This window comes from Alloyangia pacifica (assembly GCF_900116195.1).
Taxonomy (GTDB): domain Bacteria; phylum Pseudomonadota; class Alphaproteobacteria; order Rhodobacterales; family Rhodobacteraceae; genus Salipiger; species Salipiger pacificus.
On record NZ_FOZW01000014.1, the window covers coordinates 58,815 to 79,237 of the forward strand.

21 protein-coding genes are annotated in these 20,423 nt (G+C 66.8%); 15 read left to right on the forward strand and 6 right to left on the reverse strand.

What is annotated here, in order from left to right:
- Positions 1-74 precede the first annotated feature (74 nt).
- Positions 75-1,043, reverse strand: coding sequence for a LysR family transcriptional regulator (locus BM397_RS24060; protein WP_092429644.1), 969 nt, complete (start codon positions 1,041-1,043; stop codon positions 75-77).
- 119 nt (positions 1,044-1,162) lie between these two features.
- On the opposite strand from BM397_RS24060, the gene hisD reads away from it, so the two are divergent.
- A complete protein-coding gene (hisD, locus tag BM397_RS24065) occupies positions 1,163-2,449 on the forward strand; it encodes a histidinol dehydrogenase (protein ID WP_092429646.1) in 1,287 nt (428 codons plus the stop codon).
- Positions 2,450-2,472: 23 nt separating this feature from the next.
- On the opposite strand, the gene BM397_RS24070 is transcribed toward hisD, so the two are convergent.
- Entirely contained in the window at positions 2,473-2,811 is a 339-nt protein-coding gene (locus tag BM397_RS24070; RefSeq protein ID WP_092429648.1) for a hypothetical protein, read from the reverse strand.
- Positions 2,812-3,217: 406 nt separating this feature from the next.
- Here BM397_RS24070 and lepA point away from each other — a divergent pair, with 406 nt between their 5' ends.
- Positions 3,218-5,020, forward strand: a complete 1,803-nt coding sequence (gene lepA / locus BM397_RS24075; protein ID WP_092429650.1) for a translation elongation factor 4 — start codon at positions 3,218-3,220, stop codon at positions 5,018-5,020.
- Positions 5,021-5,147: 127 nt separating this feature from the next.
- A complete protein-coding gene (locus BM397_RS24080; RefSeq protein WP_092429652.1) occupies positions 5,148-5,879 on the forward strand; it encodes a hypothetical protein in 732 nt (243 codons plus the stop codon).
- A gap of 123 nt (positions 5,880-6,002) precedes the next feature.
- Here BM397_RS24080 and BM397_RS24085 read toward each other — a convergent pair whose 3' ends face one another.
- Positions 6,003-6,440, reverse strand: coding sequence for a DUF4168 domain-containing protein (locus BM397_RS24085; RefSeq protein ID WP_092429654.1), 438 nt, complete (start codon positions 6,438-6,440; stop codon positions 6,003-6,005).
- A gap of 283 nt (positions 6,441-6,723) precedes the next feature.
- On the opposite strand from BM397_RS24085, the gene BM397_RS24090 reads away from it, so the two are divergent.
- Positions 6,724-6,966, forward strand: coding sequence for a PA2433 domain-containing protein (locus BM397_RS24090; protein WP_092429656.1), 243 nt, complete (start codon positions 6,724-6,726; stop codon positions 6,964-6,966).
- A gap of 108 nt (positions 6,967-7,074) precedes the next feature.
- Complete coding sequence (locus tag BM397_RS24095) at positions 7,075-7,734, forward strand: class I SAM-dependent methyltransferase (protein ID WP_092429658.1); 660 nt, start codon at positions 7,075-7,077, stop codon at positions 7,732-7,734.
- Between the two features lie 13 nt (positions 7,735-7,747).
- Here BM397_RS24095 and BM397_RS24100 read toward each other — a convergent pair whose 3' ends face one another.
- Together BM397_RS24100 and BM397_RS24105 are read right to left on the reverse strand one after the other, a co-directional pair.
- Positions 7,748-8,515, reverse strand: a complete 768-nt coding sequence (locus tag BM397_RS24100) for an SDR family oxidoreductase (protein WP_092429660.1) — start codon at positions 8,513-8,515, stop codon at positions 7,748-7,750.
- Positions 8,512-9,252, reverse strand: a complete 741-nt coding sequence (locus BM397_RS24105; protein ID WP_092429662.1) for a GntR family transcriptional regulator — start codon at positions 9,250-9,252, stop codon at positions 8,512-8,514. Before BM397_RS24105 ends, BM397_RS24100 begins: the two co-directional genes overlap by 4 nt.
- 251 nt (positions 9,253-9,503) lie before the next feature.
- On the opposite strand from BM397_RS24105, the gene kce reads away from it, so the two are divergent.
- Positions 9,504-10,433, forward strand: coding sequence for a 3,5-dioxohexanoate:acetyl-CoA acetone transferase (gene kce / locus BM397_RS24110; RefSeq protein ID WP_092429664.1), 930 nt, complete (start codon positions 9,504-9,506; stop codon positions 10,431-10,433).
- Positions 10,434-10,604: 171 nt separating this feature from the next.
- On the opposite strand, the gene BM397_RS24115 is transcribed toward kce, so the two are convergent.
- Positions 10,605-11,477, reverse strand: coding sequence for a MurR/RpiR family transcriptional regulator (locus BM397_RS24115; RefSeq protein WP_092429666.1), 873 nt, complete (start codon positions 11,475-11,477; stop codon positions 10,605-10,607).
- A 187-nt stretch (positions 11,478-11,664) separates the two neighbouring features.
- Between BM397_RS24115 and BM397_RS24120 the strand changes: the two genes are divergently transcribed.
- The 9 genes from BM397_RS24120 (at position 11,665) to BM397_RS29110 (ending at position 20,417) form a co-directional block, all read left to right on the forward strand.
- On the forward strand, positions 11,665-12,396 hold the full coding sequence (locus BM397_RS24120; protein ID WP_092429668.1) for an N-formylglutamate amidohydrolase: 732 nt from the start codon (positions 11,665-11,667) through the stop codon (positions 12,394-12,396).
- Positions 12,389-12,985, forward strand: coding sequence for a TRAP transporter small permease subunit (locus tag BM397_RS24125; protein ID WP_092429670.1), 597 nt, complete (start codon positions 12,389-12,391; stop codon positions 12,983-12,985). The genes BM397_RS24120 and BM397_RS24125 overlap by 8 nt, the downstream gene beginning before the upstream one ends.
- A complete protein-coding gene (locus tag BM397_RS24130; RefSeq protein WP_092429672.1) occupies positions 12,985-14,310 on the forward strand; it encodes a TRAP transporter large permease in 1,326 nt (441 codons plus the stop codon). Before BM397_RS24125 ends, BM397_RS24130 begins: the two co-directional genes overlap by 1 nt.
- A gap of 57 nt (positions 14,311-14,367) precedes the next feature.
- Positions 14,368-15,405, forward strand: coding sequence for a TRAP transporter substrate-binding protein (locus BM397_RS24135; protein ID WP_092429674.1), 1,038 nt, complete (start codon positions 14,368-14,370; stop codon positions 15,403-15,405).
- A gap of 125 nt (positions 15,406-15,530) precedes the next feature.
- Entirely contained in the window at positions 15,531-16,895 is a 1,365-nt protein-coding gene (locus tag BM397_RS24140; RefSeq protein WP_176806855.1) for a glutamine synthetase family protein, read from the forward strand.
- A 10-nt stretch (positions 16,896-16,905) separates the two neighbouring features.
- The gene (locus tag BM397_RS24145; protein WP_092429676.1) at positions 16,906-18,285 is read left to right on the forward strand and encodes an aldehyde dehydrogenase family protein; all 1,380 of its coding nucleotides are present in this window, start codon (positions 16,906-16,908) and stop codon (positions 18,283-18,285) included.
- Entirely contained in the window at positions 18,282-19,427 is a 1,146-nt protein-coding gene (locus BM397_RS24150; RefSeq protein WP_092429678.1) for an iron-containing alcohol dehydrogenase, read from the forward strand. The genes BM397_RS24145 and BM397_RS24150 overlap by 4 nt, the downstream gene beginning before the upstream one ends.
- A gap of 155 nt (positions 19,428-19,582) precedes the next feature.
- Entirely contained in the window at positions 19,583-20,107 is a 525-nt protein-coding gene (locus BM397_RS24155; RefSeq protein ID WP_092429680.1) for a DinB family protein, read from the forward strand.
- Positions 20,108-20,177: 70 nt separating this feature from the next.
- Positions 20,178-20,417 (forward strand): hypothetical protein, encoded by a 240-nt coding sequence (locus tag BM397_RS29110; RefSeq protein ID WP_143015425.1) that lies wholly within the window; start codon positions 20,178-20,180, stop codon positions 20,415-20,417.
- Positions 20,418-20,423 lie beyond the last annotated feature (6 nt).

Here is a 20,423-nt window from a genome sequence, read left to right on the forward strand (position 1 = left end):
CGAAACGCTTAAGTTCCGGAAATACCCGCATGCACGCCCGAGCCCCGGCTTCCGCTGGATCAGCTGCTGAAACCTCATTCACCCTCGAGCAGGTGAAGCTTGCCCTCGAGCCAGGGCAGTTGCCGCTGTGCGGGGGTAATCACGAGGTCGGTCACCAGCTGGCGCATCGTGCGCGCGACGTCGCGCGGCACCCGGTCGGCCCAATCGGCGGCGGCAAAGAGCGAGATGGTACGGGCGAAGGGCTTGATCGGCAGCGGATGCGCCTCGATCCGGTCGTGCACCCGGGCGGCGCGCATATAACCCAGCGGCGTGGTGATGCCCCAGCCGACGCCGCGCGCCACCAGCGTCATCAGCGACAGATGCGCGCCGATCTCGAAACGTTCAGGGAACTCCAGCTTAAGCCGTGCCAGATGTGTCTCGATCTGCCGACCGATCATCTGGTCGCGGTCGTAGCGCAGCAACGGCAGCGCCGACATCAGCGCCTCGGTGCCGCCGGCTTCGCGGGCCCTGCCGCGGGGCGCCACCAACAGGAAGGGATCACGGACCAGCGGGTATTCGATGACGCCCGGAGTCGCGGTGCCCGGGCTGGCGGCGATGGCAATATGCAGGTGCCGGTCGATCATCGCCTGCATGATCTCGTGGCTGGGCGCGGTGGTCAGCTTGAAGCGGCAGCGGGTCATGTTTTCGGCAAGGATGGTCACCAACTGCGGCGTCAGATCGTTGTCAAAATCATCGATGACGCCGAGGTTGAGCTGCGACAGATGCGTCAGATCCATCACTGTCAGCTCATTCTGCGCCAGCCGCAGCTGGCCCAGCACCGCCTGCGTCCGCATCAGGAACGACCGCCCCGCCGGCGTAAGCTGCATCGGTCGCCGCCCATGGTCGACAAGATCGACACCGAGCGCCGTCTCGAGGTTGCGGAGCTGCTGGCTCACCGCCGGCTGGCTGAGCCCCGTGCGCTCCGCCGCCTGCGCAACCGAGCCGCTCGCGGCCAGGGCCTCGAAGACCTCGAGACCACGCAGGCTGATCCCCTTCATCAGCATCCAACACTCCCTCACCTGCGCCGGGACCTTTCCCGGACGACCGCGTCCTACCGCGGCACGAGACTGACACAGATTCACATTTTCCGAAACTCTTCAAGATCAGGCCAGACCCCGAACCGATGACCGTGACCCACCTCAAGACCGCCCCGGGACTGCCGCCGCAGGCCGTCGCCGATACCGCCGACATCGTCCAGATCATGCTCGCCCGTCTGCGCGCCGAGGGCGAGGCCGCCGCGCTGGACTACGCTGCGCGGCTCGACGGCTGGGAGGGTGAAATCGTGCTGCCCGCCGCAACTCTCGCCGAGGCGCAGCGCACCTTGCCGGTCACGCTGGTCGAGGACATCGCCTATGCCCATGCCAATATCCGTGCCTTCGCCGAGGCGCAGCGGGCCTCGGTGCAGGAATTCGAGATCGAGCTGCGCCCCGGCCTGCGGGCCGGGCAGCGACTGATCCCGGTGGACTGTGCGGGCTGCTACGTGCCGGGCGGGCGTTACGCCCATATCGCCTCGGCGCTGATGACCGTGACCACCGCCCGCGCCGCCGGCGTGGGACGGGTGATCGCCTGCACACCACCGGGCAAGGGCGGCATCTCTCCGGCGATCCTGCATGCGCTGCACGTGGCCGGGGCGGACGAGGTGCTGGCGCTCGGCGGGGTTCAGGGCATCGCGGCCATGGCTTTCGGCCTCTTCGGCTTGCCGCAGGCAGACATCCTTGCCGGACCCGGAAACCAGTTCGTCGCCGAAGCCAAACGGCAGCTCTTCGGCCCGGTGGGCATCGACATGGTGGCCGGCCCCACCGACGTGATGATTCTTGCGGACGCCAGCGCCGATCCGGAACTGGTGGCGCTGGACCTGCTGGGCCAGGCCGAGCATGGCGGCAACTCGCCGGTCTGGCTGGCGACGGACCACCGCCCGCTGGCGGAGGCGGTCGTCGCGCGCCTGCCGCAGCTGGCCGAGACCCTGCCCGAGCCCAACCGCAGCGCCGCGCGTGCGGCCTGGGCACAACTTGGCGAGGTCATGCTCTGCGGCAGCCGCGAGGAAATGGCCGAGGTCGCCGACCTCTATGCCCCCGAGCATCTGCACGTGCAGGCGCGCGATCTGCCCTGGTGGCGGGCGCGGTTGCGCGCCTATGGCTCACTGTTTCTCGGGGCCGAGACCACCGTGGCCTTCGGCGACAAGGCCGCCGGGCCGAACCACGTGCTGCCCACCGGGCGCGCCGCGCGCCACACCGGCGGGCTGTCGGTACACAAGTTCCTGAAATGCGTGACGTGGCAGGAGGCCGCGCCCGAGGCGCTGCCCGACCTCGCCCGCGCCTGCGCCGGGATCAGCCGTGCCGAGGGCATGGAAGGCCACGCAAGAAGCGCCGAGGCACGGCTTGCGCCGCGCCCCTTCCGGGCAGCTGGCTAAGACGGGAAAAGCCTGCGCCGGGCTCAGAGCCCGGTGCACATCCGCTCTGCACGGTTCACGAAGGCCGAGTAGCGCTTCCAGAAATCCTTGTCGGAATTGCGGTCCGACTGGCGCACCACCTGCGCCTCGTGCGGATCGCGGTAGAAGCGCACCATGCGGCGCTGGTCGCCCGACGACAACTCGTCGTTCGCCGCCGCCTGCACGCAGCCGCAGAGCGACGTATTGCGGGCCTTGCGGTCGGAGGACATGCAGGCCTGGCTGACCGGGCCCGTTGCAAAATACCTGCCGCCCGAGCCGTAGCCGCCGCCACCGCCGCACCCTGCCACCAGTGCCAAAATCGTCACCAGGAAAATCGGTTTCATCCGCCTGCTCTCTTCACTGCCGTTCGCGCCGCGGATCTTGCGCCCACGGTTCGGTAATCTCCGCAAGGATGCCCGAAGCGCGCCGCAGATTCAATTCACCGATTCGTTGTTGGACAGCGGCTTCCGTGACGCTATGCGCGCCAAGGGGAGCAGACCTCGCGGGAGGGGCGCTGCCCCTCTTGGCCTGACGGCCAATTCACCCCGGCGTATTTGGAAAGAGAAGAAGCTTGCGGGACGGCGCGGGAAAGCGCCCGGTTCCAGCGCGGTGGCGGGCGTTGCGGCCAGGCTGCCGCTTGGGCATCCGCGAGAGCCACCGCCGCCGGGCGAGGCGGATGCGCGCGGCGCCGCCGCCTGCCCTTCGATCCGGCTTGACCGGACGCCAAAAGCCTTACATATCGGGCCAATCATGACCGATCTCGCGCATATCCGTAACTTCTCCATCGTCGCCCACATCGACCACGGGAAATCCACCCTGGCCGACCGGCTGATTCAGCTCACCGGCACCGTCGCCGAACGCGACATGCAGGAGCAAATGCTCGACTCGATGGATATCGAGCGCGAGCGGGGCATCACCATCAAGGCCAACACCGTCCGCATCGAGTACCCGGCGCAGGATGGCGAGACCTACGTGCTGAACCTCATCGACACGCCCGGGCACGTCGACTTCGCCTATGAAGTCGCGCGCTCGATGCATGCGGTCGAGGGCTCGCTGCTGGTGGTCGATGCCACCCAGGGCGTCGAGGCACAGACGCTGGCCAACGTCTACACGGCGATCGACGCCGACCACGAGATCGTGCCGGTTCTCAACAAGGTCGACCTTCCCGCCGCCGAGCCGGAACGGGTCAAGGAGCAGATCGAGGATGTGATCGGCATCGACGCCTCCAACGCCTGCCTGATCTCGGCCAAGACCGGCATCGGCATCCCCGACGTGCTGGAAGCCATCGTGCAGCGCCTGCCCGCCCCGCCGGAGGGCGACCGCAACAAGCCGCTGAAGGCGATGCTGGTGGATTCCAAGTACGACCAGTACCTCGGCGTGATCTGTATCGTGCGGATCATCGACGGCGTCCTGAAGAAGGGCGACCGCATCCGCATGATGAAGACCGGCGGCACCTATGACGTCGACGACGTCGGCGTCTACCGCCCCAAGATGACAAACGTGAAGGAACTCGGCCCGGGCGAGATCGGCTACCTCAACGCCTCGATCAAGCAGGTCCGCGACACCCGCGTCGGCGACACGATCACCCATGAGCGCAAGCCCTGCGAGACGGCCCTGCCCGGCTTCAAGCCCTCGGTGCCGGTGGTGTTCTGCGGGCTCTTCCCGGTGGATGCGAACGACTTCGAGGACATGCGGGACGCGATCGAGAAGCTCGCCCTGAACGACGCCTCCTTCACGTTCGAGATGGAGACCTCGGCGGCGCTCGGCTTCGGCTTCCGCTGCGGCTTCCTCGGCCTGCTGCACCTCGAGGTGATCCGCGACCGCCTCGAGCGCGAGTATGGCATCGAGCTGATCACCACTGCGCCTTCGGTGATCTACCACCTCTATACCAAGGACGGCGAGCGCCGCGACCTGCACAACCCCGCCGACATGCCCGACATGTCCACGGTGGACCACATCCAGGAGCCGCGCATCAAGGCCACCATCATGGTGCCCGACGAGTACCTCGGCGACGTGCTGAAGCTCTGCCAGGAGCGCCGCGGCATCCAGATGGACCTGACCTACGTCGGCGGGCGCGCGATGACGGTCTACGACCTGCCGCTCAACGAGGTGGTCTTCGACTTCTACGACCGCCTGAAGTCGGTGACCAAGGGCTACGCCTCCTTCGATTACGAGATGATCGGCTACCGCGAGGACAACCTCGTGAAGATGTCGATCCTGGTGAACGACGAGCCGGTCGATGCGCTGGCCATGATGGTGCACCGCGAGCGCGCCGAGATGCGCGGCCGGGCCATGTGCGAGAAGCTGAAAGAGCTGATCCCGCGCCACATGTTCAAAATCCCGATCCAGGCGGCGATCGGCGGCAAGGTCATCGCCCGCGAGACCCTGTCGGCGATGCGCAAGGACGTGACGGCCAAGTGCTACGGCGGCGACGCCACCCGGAAGAAGAAGCTTCTGGAAAAGCAGAAGGCCGGCAAGAAGAAGATGCGCCAGTTCGGCAAGGTGGAGATTCCGCAGGAAGCCTTCATCTCGGCACTCAAGATGGACAGCTGATCCGGGACATTCCGGGTCGGCAGAAAACGGCAGGCCGGGGCAGATGCGCCCCGGCCTTTCACGTTGGGCCCCGGGCGGGGCCGCACTACATCCCCTCTTCACCGCACACTTGCATGGGAGCCTTCCGATGCCCGCACCGAAGATCCTCAGACCCTGCACCGCCGCCACCGTGGCGCTGCTGGTCTCCACCACATCTCTCTCCGCCGCGATCTGCGACTACCGGCCCAGCCGGCTGGTCGGCGATACGGTGAGCGGCGCCGCGAAGGCCGCCACCGGGGCCGTCGCGCAAGTCACCGGCGCGCAGCAGGACGGCGGATTCTACACGCTGGTCAATGCCACCAGCGGTTTGACGCTGCTCGGAGGCAAGCTCGCCGCCTCGGGCGGCGCGGCGGCAAGCCTGCTGGAAGGCGGCGGCGCGGCCGCAGCGGCGGCCATGGCCAACCCCATGGTCTGGGTGCCGGCGCTGATCCTCGGCGCGGGCGGCGCTGGCTACGAGGCCACCTGCGCCTATTTCGTCGACGAGCGGATCACCGACTACGACCACGTTCTGATGATCATGCGGGACTTCGAGGCGCATTCCGATCCGCGCTACTTCCGCCTCGAAGAAGACACGCTGACCCCCTTCATCGAAATCCACGACGAGAGTGGCTCCCGCGCAACCTACCGGGTCGAGGACCTCTACATCGTGGACGGCATGCTCAAGCTGCGCAGCTGGGGCCCGAACCGCAAGATCGGCCGGGTTGTCTTCGTCCCCGATGATGCGCCGAGCGAGGCGGTGCCCGAGGGGGCCGTCGAACAGGTGCCGATGCCTGAGATGGAGCCCCCCTCCGCGACGCAGGCCGCGCCGGACACCAACTGACGGCACCACTCCCGGTCGCCCGGCGCTGCCACAGATGCCGCGCCGGGTCAGCCCCTTCTGTGCCGCCAAAGAAAAGAGCCGCCCCCGAGGGGGCGGCTCCAGGATGACCTCGTTTGAGGGGGATTACTCGGTCATCGTCTCGGGGCCGGCCGGCGCGCGCTCCTGCAGCATCGCGATGATGCGTTGGTTCAGCTCGGGGTCGGCCTGCGCCGCCTGGCCGATCTCGTTGTAGGTATTGACGTCCATGCCCTCGGTCTCGTTGACCGCATCGGCCATCTCGACTTGGGCCTTCTCGACCAGCTCCTGCTTGCCTTCGGGCTCTTCGACAGCGTCGATCTGCGCCATGTAGTTCTGCTGCACCGCCTGCACCTGCGCGGCGGCATCGACGAAGGCGGTCAGTTGCTCTTCGCTGAACTCCACCGACGGGGCTGCCGGGGCTGCCGCGGCCGGCGGTTCGGCCGGGGCCTCGGGGGTCGCGGTCTGCGCCATCACCGGCGCGAGGGGCGCTGCCACGAGGGCGGCAATGACGGTCGACTTGAGAAGCATGCCGTTGAGTTTCATAGAAGTCTCCTTCCGGTATCGGTCTGGCGCGGGAGCATCCCGCGGCTTCTCCCCAGACCTAGGGGCACCGAATAGGTGCCGCAATGCAGCGCCCCGGGATATCTCTTCCCGGGCAACGGCTTGCCGGGAAAGCCCCGCCGCGACAGCGGGGATCCGCGCGTCAAATCTGCCGTGCGGATCCCCGCCGGGCAAATGCGGCAAAGAGGCAATGAAACGCCTGCCGGATCACCCGCCCGTGAGCCCCCCTTCTTTCATGCTAAGGTTCTCCAAGGGAGGACGGACGATGACCCGGCTTGCGATCGCCACCGTGTTTTGCCTGATGGCCACCCCGGCGGCTGCCCTGCAATGTCCGGCCTACATGTCGCGCGTCGATGCGGCGCTGGACGCCGACACGGCCCTGCCCGATGCAGCGCGGGACCGGGTCCGCACGTTGCGGGACGAGGGCGCGCGGCTCTACGCCGCGGGCGACCGAACGGGGTGCATCTCACGGCTGCGCGAGGCGCTGCAAATTCTGGGCATCGAATAGACACGATCGCACGAGGCGTCGCACACCCCCCTTTCCTCTCGGGCCCGGCGGGTCCATGGTTGCCCCGAAGCGATCCGGGCACCGGGCCGCCGAGGCAGGGAGGACATCTTGGATCCACGCGCAGCAACAACCGTTTACGCCCGCTGGGCCCCGATCTACGATCAGACGTTCGGAGCCATTACCCAGGCCGCGCGCCGGGCTGCGGTGCGCAAGGTGACCGGGCCGGAAGGGACGCGTGTTCTGGAGGTCGGCGTCGGCACCGGCCTGTCGCTGCCGCTGCTGCCGCGTCACATGAAGGTCACCGGCGTCGACTACAGCGCCGAGATGCTGGCGCAGGCGCGCCGCCGCGTGGATCGCATGAACCTGCCGCACATCGAGTCCCTGCGGCAGATGGATGCCCGCGAGCTCGGCTTCGCCGATGCCAGTTTCGACCGGGTCGTGGCGATGCACATGATCTCGGTGGTGCCCGAGCCCGAGCGGGTGATGCGCGAGATGGTGCGCGTGCTGAAACCCGGCGGCCAGCTGATCATGTCGAACCACTTCGCCAAGAAGCAGGGTCCGCTGGCGCACCTGTCGAAGCGTACCGCGAAATTCGCCGACCGCATCGGCTGGCATTCGGATTTCGACATTTCGGTGGTGCTGGACACGCCGGGGCTGAGGCTTCTGGAGCGGCGCGCCCTGCCCCCGGTCGGGATGATGACCCTGCTGGTGCTGGAGCGCAGCGACGCCCCCACGCCCGCAAATGATCCGGCCCAGCCCCGCGGCTGAGCCGGAGGCGCCTTCAGGCCAGCATCTGGCCGTCGCCGCAGACAGAGATCGCCTGGCCGGAGATCGTCCTGCCCCGCGGGCTGGCGAGAAACAGGATCTGGTCGGCGATCTGCTCGGGCGACACGTATTCCTTGAGCGAGGTGTAGGAAAAGGCTGCCGCCTCGACCTCCTCGAAGGTCTTGCCGAGGCGCTGCGCCTTGGCTTCGAGCACCCGGCGCTGGCGATCCCCGGCAACGATGCCCGGCAGGATCGCATTGGCGCGGATGCCGTCCTTGCCCAGCTCGATCGACAGCGACTTGGTGAAGCCGATCACCCCCCACTTGGCCGCCGCATAGGGCGTGCGCAGGGCAAAGCCGACCCGCCCGGCCATCGACGAGAGGTTGATGATCGAGGCATTGGCGCTTTCGCGCAGCGCCGGCACGGCGTGGCGCACGCAGTGGAACTGAGAGGTGAGGCAGATGTTCAGGCATTGGTCCCAGTCCTCCGGCGCGAGCTCCTCGACGGGCCCGGTCGGCCCGGCGATCCCGGCATTGTTCACCAGCACGTCGAGCCCCCCCAGTTCGGCGATGGCCGCCTGCATGAACGCCCCGATCTGCGCCGCGTCAGAGACGTCGCAGCCTTGCCGCCAGACCTCCGAGGGGAGGCTCGCAAGAGCGGCCTCGTCGATGTCGCAGGTCGCCACGCGCGCGCCTTCGGCGAGAAACCCCTCGACGATGGCCCGCCCGATGCCCTGCGCGCCGGCGGTGACGATCACCCGCGCGCCTTCCAGTTCCAGTTTCACGGCAGCAATCTCCTCCGGCTGTCGTCCATGTGTTCCGCGCCGTAGGCACGGATCAGCTCCGCGGCGACGCGAATATCCTCGGTCACCGCCTGTGCGGCCGCGTCGCCGTCTCGGGCGCGCAGCGCCTCGCAGAGCTGGCGGTGGTGTTCACGCGAATGGTGCGTGCGAGAGCGACCGATCTCTTCTTCCAGCGGCACCTCCGCCTTCACCCCGATGTCGTAGTTGATGATCGGCCCGGCCTTGAGCCAGAGCATGGTGATCACGTCCATCAGGACCTGCGAGCCCGCCGCGCGATAAAGCGCAAAGTGCAGATCCTTGTTGGCCGCCACCGCTTCGGGACTGCCGTAGGCACTGTCGAGGATCTCCTCGAAACGGCCCGCCAGCTTCAGGATCTCGTCGATCTGCTCCGGGGTGGCGCGCTCGGCGGCAAGCCGGGCGGCCTGCGCCTCGGTGAGGATCCGCATCTCGGTGAGGTCGGCGAACTCCCCGGCGCTCATCAGCGGCACCTGCACCGCGCGCTTCGGCTCGACCAGCAGCGCCCCTCCCGCCGCAAGTCGGCTCACCGCCTCGCGCACGGGCATCATCGACACGCCCAAGCGCTCCGCGAGGTCGCGCAGCGAGATTCGGTCGCGTGGCTTGAGCTGCCCCGAAAGCAGCATCTCGCACAGCGTTTCGTGCACCTGTTCCGACAATGTGCGCGGCCGCGTCCCCAGCGGCGTCTCGTGATTTTCGCCCATATCCCCTCTTCTCCCCGTTGACTCTTTGCGAGTCCTTCTGCAACTGTGATCTCAGATCACACCAGAACGGGCAAGACCGCAACCGTTGATCCCGCGGCAAGGGAGGAAACGCTGCCACGGGAACTCGGGTCACCAGAATCTGGTGTGATCTTTGCACCAGCCACGGGGAGGACCGAGATGCAACCGACCACCAGAGAAATTCGCCGTCCGGCACGCGCCCCCGGGCGCATCTGACCGCGAGGCAGCATTTTATGGCCAAGACCCGCAAGGTGATCATCACCTGCGCCGTGACCGGCGCGATCCACACACCCTCCATGTCCGAATACCTGCCGGTCACCGCCTCGGAGATCGCCGAGGCCGCCATCGGTGCCGCCGAAGCCGGGGCCGCGGTGGTGCACCTGCATGCCCGCAACCCCGAGGACGGCCGCCCGGACCAGACTCCCGAGGCTTTTTCCCCCTTCCTCGGCGTGATCAAGCAGGCGTCGGACGTGGTGGTGAACATCACCACTGGCGGTGCGCCGACGATGACCATCGAGGAGCGCATCCGCCCGGCGCAGACGCACCGGCCGGAGATTGCCTCGCTCAACATGGGGTCGATGAACTTCGGTCTCTTTCCGATGCTGCAACGGTTCCCGAACCTCGCGCACCAATGGGAACGTGATTACGTCGGCAACAAGGACATCATCTTCAACAACAGCTTCGGGCAGATCGAGCACATCGTCACCACGCTCGGCGCGCTCGGCACGCGCTTCGAGTTCGAGTGCTATGACACGGCGCATCTCTACAACCTCAAGTATTTCCTCGATCAGGGTCTGGTGAAGGGGCCGCTGTTCATCCAGACCGTCTTCGGCCTGATGGGCGGGATCGGCGCGCATCCCGATGATGTCATGCACATGAAGCGCACCGCCGACCGGCTGTTCGGCGACCAGTACCGCTGGTCGGTGCTCGGCGCGGGCAAGAACCAGCTGCCGATCGCCGCCATGGCTGCCGCGATGGGTGGCCACGTGCGTGTCGGCCTCGAGGATTCGCTCTGGGCCGGCCCCGGCCAGCTGGCGCGCAGCAACGCCGAGCAGGTCACCAAGGCGCGGCAGATCATCGAGGGGCTGGGGCTGGAACTGGCCTCGCCCGACGAGGCCCGCGAAATCCTCGACACCAAGGGCGCGGACGCGGTCGGCTTCTAGGCCGACCCCGCGCGGAAATCCCCCCGGGAGAGAAGAATGCTCCCAGACTGCCCCCGTCGCCCCTCATAGCGCCGGGGGCTCTTTTTGTATGGGTCAGTGAGCCGAGCCGCCCGGACGCAAGATCGAAGGCCGCCGGGCAGGCCCCGACCCGGCTCACGTAGTCCCCTGCCCTCAGGGCTTCCGGAACAGCCGCGTCAGCTCGAACAGCTGGTCCAACCGCTCGAAACGCTCGCGTGCATCGGGCCAGCGTTCCTCTTGCGCGGCGGCGACCAGAGCCTCGACCAGCGACAGGGTGGAGATGTTGGAATCCCAGGCCGAGGGGATCTCGACCCAGCAGTTGAACGCGTGCTCGGCGACGCTGGCAATCGGGCTCGACCACTGGTCGGTGATCAGGATCACGTGCATCCCCCGCGCCGCCGCGATCTCGGCCAGCCGCTGCAGGTTGTCCTCGTAGCGGCGGATGTCGAAGATCAGCAGCGTGTCGCCCTCTTCCATGTCCAGCACGTAGTGCGGCCATGTGGCGGAGGAGGACGTCAGATGCGTGACCCGCGCCCGGATCGCCTGGAAATGGGTGAAGGCATATTCCGCCAGCGAGCGGGTGATCCGCCCGCCGACCACGTAGAGCCGCCCCTCGGTCGAGGCCAGCCGCTTTGCCGCCGCATCGAATTGTGCGGCGTCGATATTGGTGAAGGTCTGCCGCAGGTTCTGCGTCACCGCTTCGGCGAAGCGGTTCAGCAGGTGCGATTCCGGCGCCTCCGAGGCCCAGACCGCGCGCCGCGCCTCGGGGCCGGATACCTTGGCCTGCAACTCCGAGAGCAGCGCCGCGTGGAAGGCCGGATAGCCCTTGAACCCCAGCTTCTGCACCATCCGTGCCACCGTCGGGGTCGAGACCCCGGCATTGGCCGCGGCGGCGGTGATCGAGGCGATCCCCGCACCCGGGTAATCGTCCAGAAGCGCCTGCGCGAACTTGCGTTCGGAGTTGGTCAGCTGCGCGTAATGCTCGCGGATGAGCTGGCGCACGGTGCCGGTCGGACTGGTCTCCACGGGCTCCCCTTCGTCCTGGGTTCAAAAATTGGGCAGATTCCGCGACCCCTTGGCGACGGTCGAAATCTGCGGAAGAACGGTTTGGAAAATTATTGACGCATTATCTGGCGCGTGGAAAGGTTTTTCCAAAGACAGGGGGACAGACGTGTCGGAAGAAGACACCACCGCATTCGAAGTGAGCAGAGCGATGGGCCGGGGACCGGCCCTGCTGCTCTGCGAGCACGCTTCGAACAGGATTCCTGCGCGCTACGGCGGGCTTGGCCTGCACGACGAGGACCGGCGCAGCCATGCTGCCTGGGACCCGGGCGCGCTGGCGCTGGCCCAGCGGCTGGCCGAAGCGCTGGATGCGCCGCTTGTGTCCGGCACCGTCTCGCGGCTGGTCTACGACCTGAACCGACCGCCCGAGGCCGCCTCGGCGATGCCCACGAAGACCGAGACGGTGGACGTGCCCGGCAACATCGGCCTCTCCGACGCCGAGCGCGCCCAGCGCACCCGCGACATCTATGATCCCTTCTGCGCGGCGGTGACCGGCACGGTGGTGACCCGCAAGACGCTGGGCACGCCCTTTGCCCTGATCACCGTGCACAGCTTCACCCCCAGCTGGTTCGGCATCCAGCGTGAGGTCGAGATCGGCATCCTTCACGACGAGGACAGCCACCTGGCCGATTTCATGCTCGAAGAGGCGACCCGCCTGCCCGGCCGCCGCATCGCCCGCAACGATCCCTACGGCCCCGAGGACGGGGTGACCCACTCACTGAAGTTGCATGGCATCGCCAACGGCCTGCCCAACGTGATGATCGAGGTGCGCAACGACCTGCTCGCCGACGAAACCGGCATCGAGATGATCGCCGGGGAACTGCTGACCCTGCTGCGCCCGGCGCTGGCGGGTCTGGGACTGACGGAGACCGGCAATGCCTGAAGCCATGCGCTGCTACGTGCGGATCATCGACCGGATGAACCGCGCCATCGGGCGGTTCGCCATGTATTTGCTCTTTGCGCTGATCGGCGTGCTGATCTGGTCATCGGTGTCGAAGACCTTCTTCACGCCGACGCTCTGGACGCTGGAGACGGCGCAGTTCGTCATGGTCGCCTATTACGTGCTGGGCGGCCCCTACTCGATCCAGATGGGATCGAACGTGCGGATGGATTTCTTCTACGGCGACTGGTCGCCGCGCCGCCGCGCCATCGTTGACGTCATCACCATCTGGTTCCTGCTGTTCTACCTCGGCGTGCTGCTCTGGGGGGCGATCAGCTCGACCGCCTACAGCTTCGGCTATTTCGGCACCGAGCCCTTCAAGTTCTTCGGCGAGCTGATCTGGGCCTTCGTCACCGGCGGGCCGGACGCGGCGGGTGAGCTGATGGGCTACCTAGAGCGCAGCCCGAGCGCCTGGCGCCCCTACGTCTGGCCGGTGAAGGTCATCCTGTGTTTCGGCGTCACGCTGATGATTTTGCAATGCGTCGCCGAGTTCTTCCGCGACATCGCCCGCATCCGCGGAGAGGACATCTGATGTCGCAAGACCTGATCGCAATCGTCATGTTCTCGGGCATGCTGGGCCTGCTGCTGACCGGGCAGCGCGTGTTCGGTGCCATCGGATTCGTCGCCGTGGTGGCCGCGCTCTGCCTGTGGGGTGACCGCGGCGGCTTCGATCTGGGCTTTGCCGCCTCGATCAAGCTGATGAAATGGTACCCCCTGCTGACGCTGCCGATGTTCATCTTCATGGGCTACGTGCTGTCGGAATCGAAGATCGCCGATGACCTCTACAAGATGTTCCACGTCTGGATGGGCGGGCTCTCGGGCGGGCTCGCGGTGGGCACCATCGGGCTGATGGTGCTGATCTCGGCGATGAACGGCCTGTCGGTGGCGGGCATGGCCATCGGCGCCACCATCGCCCTGCCTGAGCTGCTGAAGCGGGGCTACGACAAGCGCATGGTCACCGGGGTGATCCAGGCCGGGTCCTCGCTTGGCATCCTCGTGCCCCCTTCCGTGGTGCTGGTGCTCTACGCGATGATTGCGCGCCAGCCGGTCGGCCAGCTCTGGCTCGCAGGCATCATCCCCGGCCTGCTCATGGCGGCGGCCTTCATCCTCTACATCGTCATCCGCTGCAGGCTGAACCCCGAGCTGGGTCCGATCCTGCCCAAGGCCGACCGCGACATCCCCATGGCCGAGAAGCTGCGCCTGCTGCGCGCCGGGCTGCTGCCGCTGGTGATCTTCTTCGTGATGATGGTGCCCTTCGTGCGTGGCTGGACCTCGTTGGTGGAAAGCTCGGCCATCGGTGCCGTCGCCGCCTTCGTCGCGGCGGTGCTCAAGGGCCGGATGACCCGCGAGGTGTTCGAGAACTCTGTGCGCAACACGCTCGGCGTGTCGTGCATGTTCATGTGGATCATCCTCGCCGCCCTCGCCTTCGGCGCGGTCTTCGACGGGCTCGGCGCGGTCAGCGCCATCGAGGAGCTCTTCACCGAGAAGCTCGGCCTCTCGCCATGGATGATCCTCATCCTGATGCAGCTGAGCTTCATCGTCATGGGCACCTTCCTCGACGACACGGCAATGCTGGTCATCGTGGCCCCGCTCTATGTGCCGCTGGTCGGTCACCTCGGGTTCGACCTGGTGTGGTACGGTGTGCTCTACACCATCACCTGCCAGATCGCCTACATGACCCCGCCCTTCGGCTACAACCTCTTCCTGATGCGCGCCATGGCTCCTCCCGAGATCGGCCTGCGCGACATCTACACCTCGATCATCCCCTTCGTGGCGGTGATGACCGTGGTGCTCGCCATCATCATGATCTTCCCCGAGCTGGCCCTGTGGCTGCCGGACCTCGTCTACGACAATTAACAACGAGACCCCCGCAAAGAGGGGCACAGACCTCAACCACGCAACAGGAGAGACAAGATGACCCTGACACGACGCAAGATCCTGAGCGGCGCCGCACTGGCCGCTCCGGCTGCGCTCGCGGCGCCCTCCATCGGCCGCGCGCAGGAGCCGATCAAGTGGCGCTTCCAGACCTACGCGGGTGCCGCCCTCGGCGAACAGGTGACCAAGCCGATCGTCGACTACATCAACACCGCTGCCCAGGGCGAGCTGGAGATCGAGCTCTACTACGCCGACCAGATCGTGCCCACCGGCGAACTCTTCCAGGCGCTGCAGCGCGGCACTATCGACGCCGTGCACTCGGATGACGACTCCATGGCGTCGCCGACCCCGATGCGCGTCTTCGGCGGCTACTTCCCGTTTGCCACCAAGCACATCCTCGACGTGCCGGTGCTCTTCGAGCAATACGGGCTCGCCGACATCTGGCGCTCGGAATACGAGAAGGTCGGCGTGACCTGGCTCTCGGCCGCCGGTCAGGACCCGTGCAACTTCAACACCAAGAAGGAGATCACCAGCCTCGCCGATCTCGACGGGCTGAAGCTCTACACCTTCCCCACCGCCGGCCGCTTCCTGAGCCAGTTCGGCGTGGTTCCGGTGAACATCCCCTACGAAGACGCCGAGGTTGCCGTGCAGACCGGCGAGCTTGACGGCATGGCCTGGTCGGGCATCACCGAGGATTACACCGTCGGCTGGGCGAACGTCACCGACTACTTTCTGACCAACAACATCTCCGGCGCCTGGATCGGCTCGATCTTCGTCAACCAGCAGCGTTGGGCCGACCTGCCCGAGCACCTCAAGACGCTGGTGATGTCGGCGATCAAGGCCGCCGACACCTACCGCAACCAGTGGTATTGGGGCGGCGAGGCCAAGCTGCGCGCCACCGGCGACAAGCTGCAGCTGCGCTCGGTGCCGCCGGAAGAATGGGCCGAGGTCGAAAACGCCGCCAAGGCATTCTGGAAGGAGATCGCCCAGGAGAGCGAGATCCACGCCAAGGTCGTCTCGATCTTCGAAGAGTACAACGGCGTCATCAACCAGGCCGGCCCGCCCTACAACTTCTGAGGCGTTCCGTCGCAACCATTTGGCCCCCGCAGCGCTATTGCGGGGGCCGATCCTGTAGAATAATTTGATCAAATCTCCGCGCCCACGCGCGGCGACACGGACAAGCCCAGCAAGGAGCACGCGGAATGACCGCCCCCCTGACCCTAGACGACCTGAAAAATGCCGCACGCGCCGGCGAGATCGACACCGTCCTCGTGTGCGTTGTGGACATGCAGGGCCGTCTGCAGGGCAAACGCTTCCACGTCTCCAACTTCCTCGAGCACGCGATCGAGGAAACGCACTGCTGCAACTACCTTTTCGCCACCGATCTCGTGATGAGCACGCCGGAGGGTTTCGCCTCCACGAGCTGGGCCTCGGGCTACGGCGACTACGTGATGAAGCCCGACCTCGCCACGCTGCGCCGCGTGCCCTGGCTCGAGGGCACGGCGATGATCCTGTGCGACGTGATGGACCACCACACCCACGCGCCGGTGCCGGAATCCCCGCGCCAGATGCTGCAGAAGCAGATCGCCCGCGCCGAGGCCATGGGCCTCACCCCGATGATGGCGACCGAGCTGGAGTTCTTCCTCTACGCCCGCTCCTACGACGAGATCCGCCACAGCGGCTGGCGCGACCTGGAAACCCTCTCGCCCTACAACCAGGACTATTCCATCCAGCTCACCAGCCGCGAGGAATACGTCATGCGCCCGGTCCGCAACCACCTCTACGCCATGGGCGTGCCGGTCGAGTGCACCAAGGGCGAAGCCGAACATGGCCAGGAAGAGCTGAACATCCGCTACGCCGATGCGCTGACCTGTGCCGATCACCACGCAATTTCCAAGCACGCGGTCAAGGAAATCGCCCACCAGCAGGGCCACGGCGCGACCTTCATGGCCAAGTGGCAGGCCGACAAGGTGGGCAGCGCCGCGCATATCCACCAGTCGCTGTTCAAGGGGTCCGAGAACGCCTTCTACGACAAGGACGGCGCGCATTGCATGTCGCAGACCATGAAGCACTACGTCGCGGGTCTGCTGAAGTACGCTCCCGAGGTGACGCTCTTCATGGCGCCCTACATCAACAGCTACAAGCGCTTCGCCCCCGGCACCTTCGCGCCGACCAAGACCGCCTGGTCGGTGGACAACCGCACCGCGGGCTTCCGCCTCGTCGGCGAGGACACCAAGGGCGTGCGCATCGAGTGCCGCATCCCGGGCTCGGACATGAACCCCTACCTCGCCTGCGCCGCGCAGCTTGCCGCGGGCCTTGCCGGGATCGAGGAGAAATTGGAGCTGCCCGCCCCCGCCCAGGGCGACGTCTACGGCATGGATGACGTGCCGGACGTGCCGAACACCCTGCGCGCCGCGATCGACGCCTTTGCCGGCTCGGACATGCTGCGCGCCGCCTTCGGTGACGGGGTCATCGAGCATTTTGCCCATGCCGCCCGGATCGAGCAGGAAGACTTCGACCGCGCGGTCACCGACTACGAGCTGGCGCGCGGTTTCGAGCGCGCCTGAGGAGGCTCTCATGACGACATTGAACAACATTTCCCCCATCGACGGCTCGGTCTTCGCCTCGCGCGAAACCCTGTCCCTCGACATGGCGCGCGAGGCCGCGAAATCGGCCCGCGCCGCGCAGGCCGCATGGGCCGCCCGCCCGCTGGCCGAGCGCATCGAGCTGGTGATGAAGGGCGTCGCCGAGATCGGCGCGCAGAACGAGGCGATCGTGCCCGAGCTGGCGCAGATGATGGGCCGCCCGGTCCGCTACGGCGGCGAGTTCGGCGGCTTCAACGAGCGCGCCTCCTTCATGGCCGAGATCGCCGAAAGCGCGCTCGCTGACATCGAGGTCGGCGAGGACGCCACCTTCAAGCGCTACATCAAGCGCGTGCCGCATGGCGTGGTCTTCGTGGTTTCGCCGTGGAACTACCCCTACATGACCGCGATCAATACCGTGGCCCCGGCGCTCATCGCCGGCAACACTGTGGTGCTGAAGGGCGCGACCCAGACCCTGCTCGTCGGCGAGCGGCTGGCCAATGCCTTCCACAAGGCCGGCGTGCCCGAGGCGGTGTTCCAGAACCTCTATCTCGACCATGACACCACCTCGGCCCTGATCGCTGAAGGCGCCTTCAACTTCGTCAACTTCACCGGCTCTGTCGGCGGCGGCAAGGCCATCGAGCGCGCCGCGGCGGGCACCTTCACCGGACTCGGGCTCGAGCTTGGCGGCAAGGACCCGGGCTACGTGATGGAGGATGCGGATCTGGACGCGGCTGTCGACACGCTGATCGACGGCGCCATGTTCAACTCCGGCCAGTGCTGCTGCGGGATCGAGCGCATCTACGTTCACGAGAGCCTTTACAACGCCTTCGTCGAGAAGGCTGTGGCGGTGGTGAAGGGCTACAAGCTCGGCAACCCGCTCGACACGGAGACCACCATCGGCCCGATGGCCAACGTCCGCTTCGCCGAGGAAGTGCGCGCGCAGATCAAAGAGGCGCTGGAGATGGGAGCCACGGCCCATATCGACACCTTCCCCGAGGATGACGGCGCCGCCTACCTGACGCCGCAGATTCTGACGAACGTCACTCACGAGATGCGCGTCATGCGCGACGAGAGCTTCGGCCCGGTCGTGGGCATCATGCCCGTCAAGGACGACGCCGAAGCGATTGCCCTGATGAACGACAGCCCCTTCGGCCTCACCGCCTCGCTCTGGACGCAAGACGTAGAGCGGGCACAGGCCGTGGGAGACCAGATCGAGACCGGCACCATCTTCATGAACCGCGCCGACTACCTCGATCCGGGCCTGTGCTGGACCGGCTGCAAGCAGACCGGGCGCGGCGGCGGCCTGTCGGTCATCGGCTACCACAACCTTACACGACCCAAATCCTACCATCTCAAGAAGGTGACGAAATGAGCCTCACCGCCAACTGGTCCTACCCCACCGCCATCAAGTTCGGCGCGGGCCGCATCGCGGAACTGCCCGCAGCCTGCGCGCAGGCCGGCATCACCAAGCCGCTGCTGGTCACCGATCGCGGCCTTGCCGCGCTGCCGGTCACCGAGAGCACCATCGCGGTGCTGGAAAAGGCGGGCATCGAATGCGGCCTCTTCTCGGATGTCGATCCCAACCCCAACGAGCGCAACCTCGCCGCGGGCGTCGCAGCCTACAATGCCGGCGGCTATGACGGCGTCATCGCCTTCGGCGGCGGCTCCGGTCTCGACCTCGGCAAGTGCGTGGCCTTCATGGCAGGTCAGACCCGGCCCGTTTGGGACTTCGAGGACATCGGCGACTGGTGGACCCGCGCCGATGCCGATGCCATCGCCCCCATCGTCGCCGTACCGACCACCGCGGGCACCGGCTCGGAGGTCGGGCGCGCCGGCGTGCTGACCAATTCCGAGACCCACGAGAAGAAGATCATCTTCCATCCCAAGATGCTCCCCGCCGTGGTGATCTGCGACCCAGAGCTGACCGTCGGCATGCCCAAGGCGATCACCGCCGGCACCGGGCTCGACGCCTTTGCCCATTGCGTCGAGGCCTTCTCCTCGCCCTTCTACCACCCCATGTCGCAGGGCATCGCGCTCGAGGGCATGCGGCTGGTGATCGAGTACCTGCCCCGCGCCTATGCCGATGGCACCGACCTCGAGGCCCGCGCGCAGATGATGAGTGCTGCTGCCATGGGGGCCACCGCCTTCCAGAAAGGCCTCGGCGCGATCCATGCGATGAGCCATCCCATCGGCGCGGTCTTCGGCACCCACCACGGCACCACCAACGCGGTCTGCATGCCCGCCGTGCTGAAGTTCAACGCGGATGCCATCCGTGACCGCTTCGACAAGGCGGCGGGCTACCTTGGCATCGAGGGCGGCTTCGACGGCTTCTGCGCCTTCGTCGATGAGTTCAACGATAGCCTCGGCGTGCCGAAGGGACTGACGGCGCTCGGCGTGACCGAGGAGTCGATCCCTGAATTGGTGAAGGGCGCGATCAAGGATCCGTCCTGCGGCGGCAACCCGATCGAGCTGACAGAGGAGAACCTCGAGGCGTTGTTCCGCGCGGCGATGTGAGGCTCTTTGTTCGAGCAACAAGGGCCGGGGCAGAAGCTCCGGCCTTTCTTATTCTCGCGAGGGGACAAGGCGCCGGACGACCCGGCTCACGACACTCCCTTCGCCGCCCCCCTCTCTTGCGCTAAGCTCCTCCCACGCACCCGGAGGACAAGCCCATGCATGCGCCCACGCCCTTCACACTCATGGCCCGCAACAACGCCTGGGCGAACGAGACGCTCTATACGGTGCTCGCGGCGCTCACCGAGGAAGAGTTCACCGATCCCCGCCCCGGCTTCTTTCCGTCGCTCAGCCTGACGATGAACCACATCCTGCTGGTCGATCTCTACTATATCGACGCGCTGGAGCGTGGCGGGCTCGGGCTGTCGCTGCGCAACCGCCCGCAGATCGACGATCCGGCCCGCCTCGCCGAAGAGCAGGCCCGGACGGACCTGCGCCTGCTTGCGCTCTGCGAGGCACTCTCGCCCGAGACGCTGAAGGAAAAACGCCTCACCCAGCGCCGCTCCGGGCCCGTGCACGAGAAGGTCGAGCCGCTGCTGCTGCATCTCTTCCAGCACCAGCTCCACCACCGCGGACAGGCCCATGTGCAGCTCCAGGAGGCCGGCTACGCGCCGCCGCAGCTGGATGACTTCTATCTCGAGCATGGTCGCGTGGCCTCGGCGAAAGCCTGGTTTCCACACTAGTGCCGCTCCGCCCTTGCACATGCGGTCCGCACGGCGCCTTATGGCGCCGGACTTCCAGCGGGGACGCACGATGATGAGGACGGGAACCGGCGCGGGCAACCTAAGCGTGATCGACACGACAGGCACCAGCCATCGCAACGGCGTGGGCGCTGCCGCATCGATTGGGCTACCGAGCACGCTCACCGGCTTTGGCCCTGACCACGTCGGCCTCGCCCGCGGGCCGAACATCTCGCCGCTGCCCGCGCCAATCGTCTCGGAGCGGACGCCAGGCACCGTAGTCGCTCCCGCTACGCCGACCCGTCCCATCTGAGCTGCC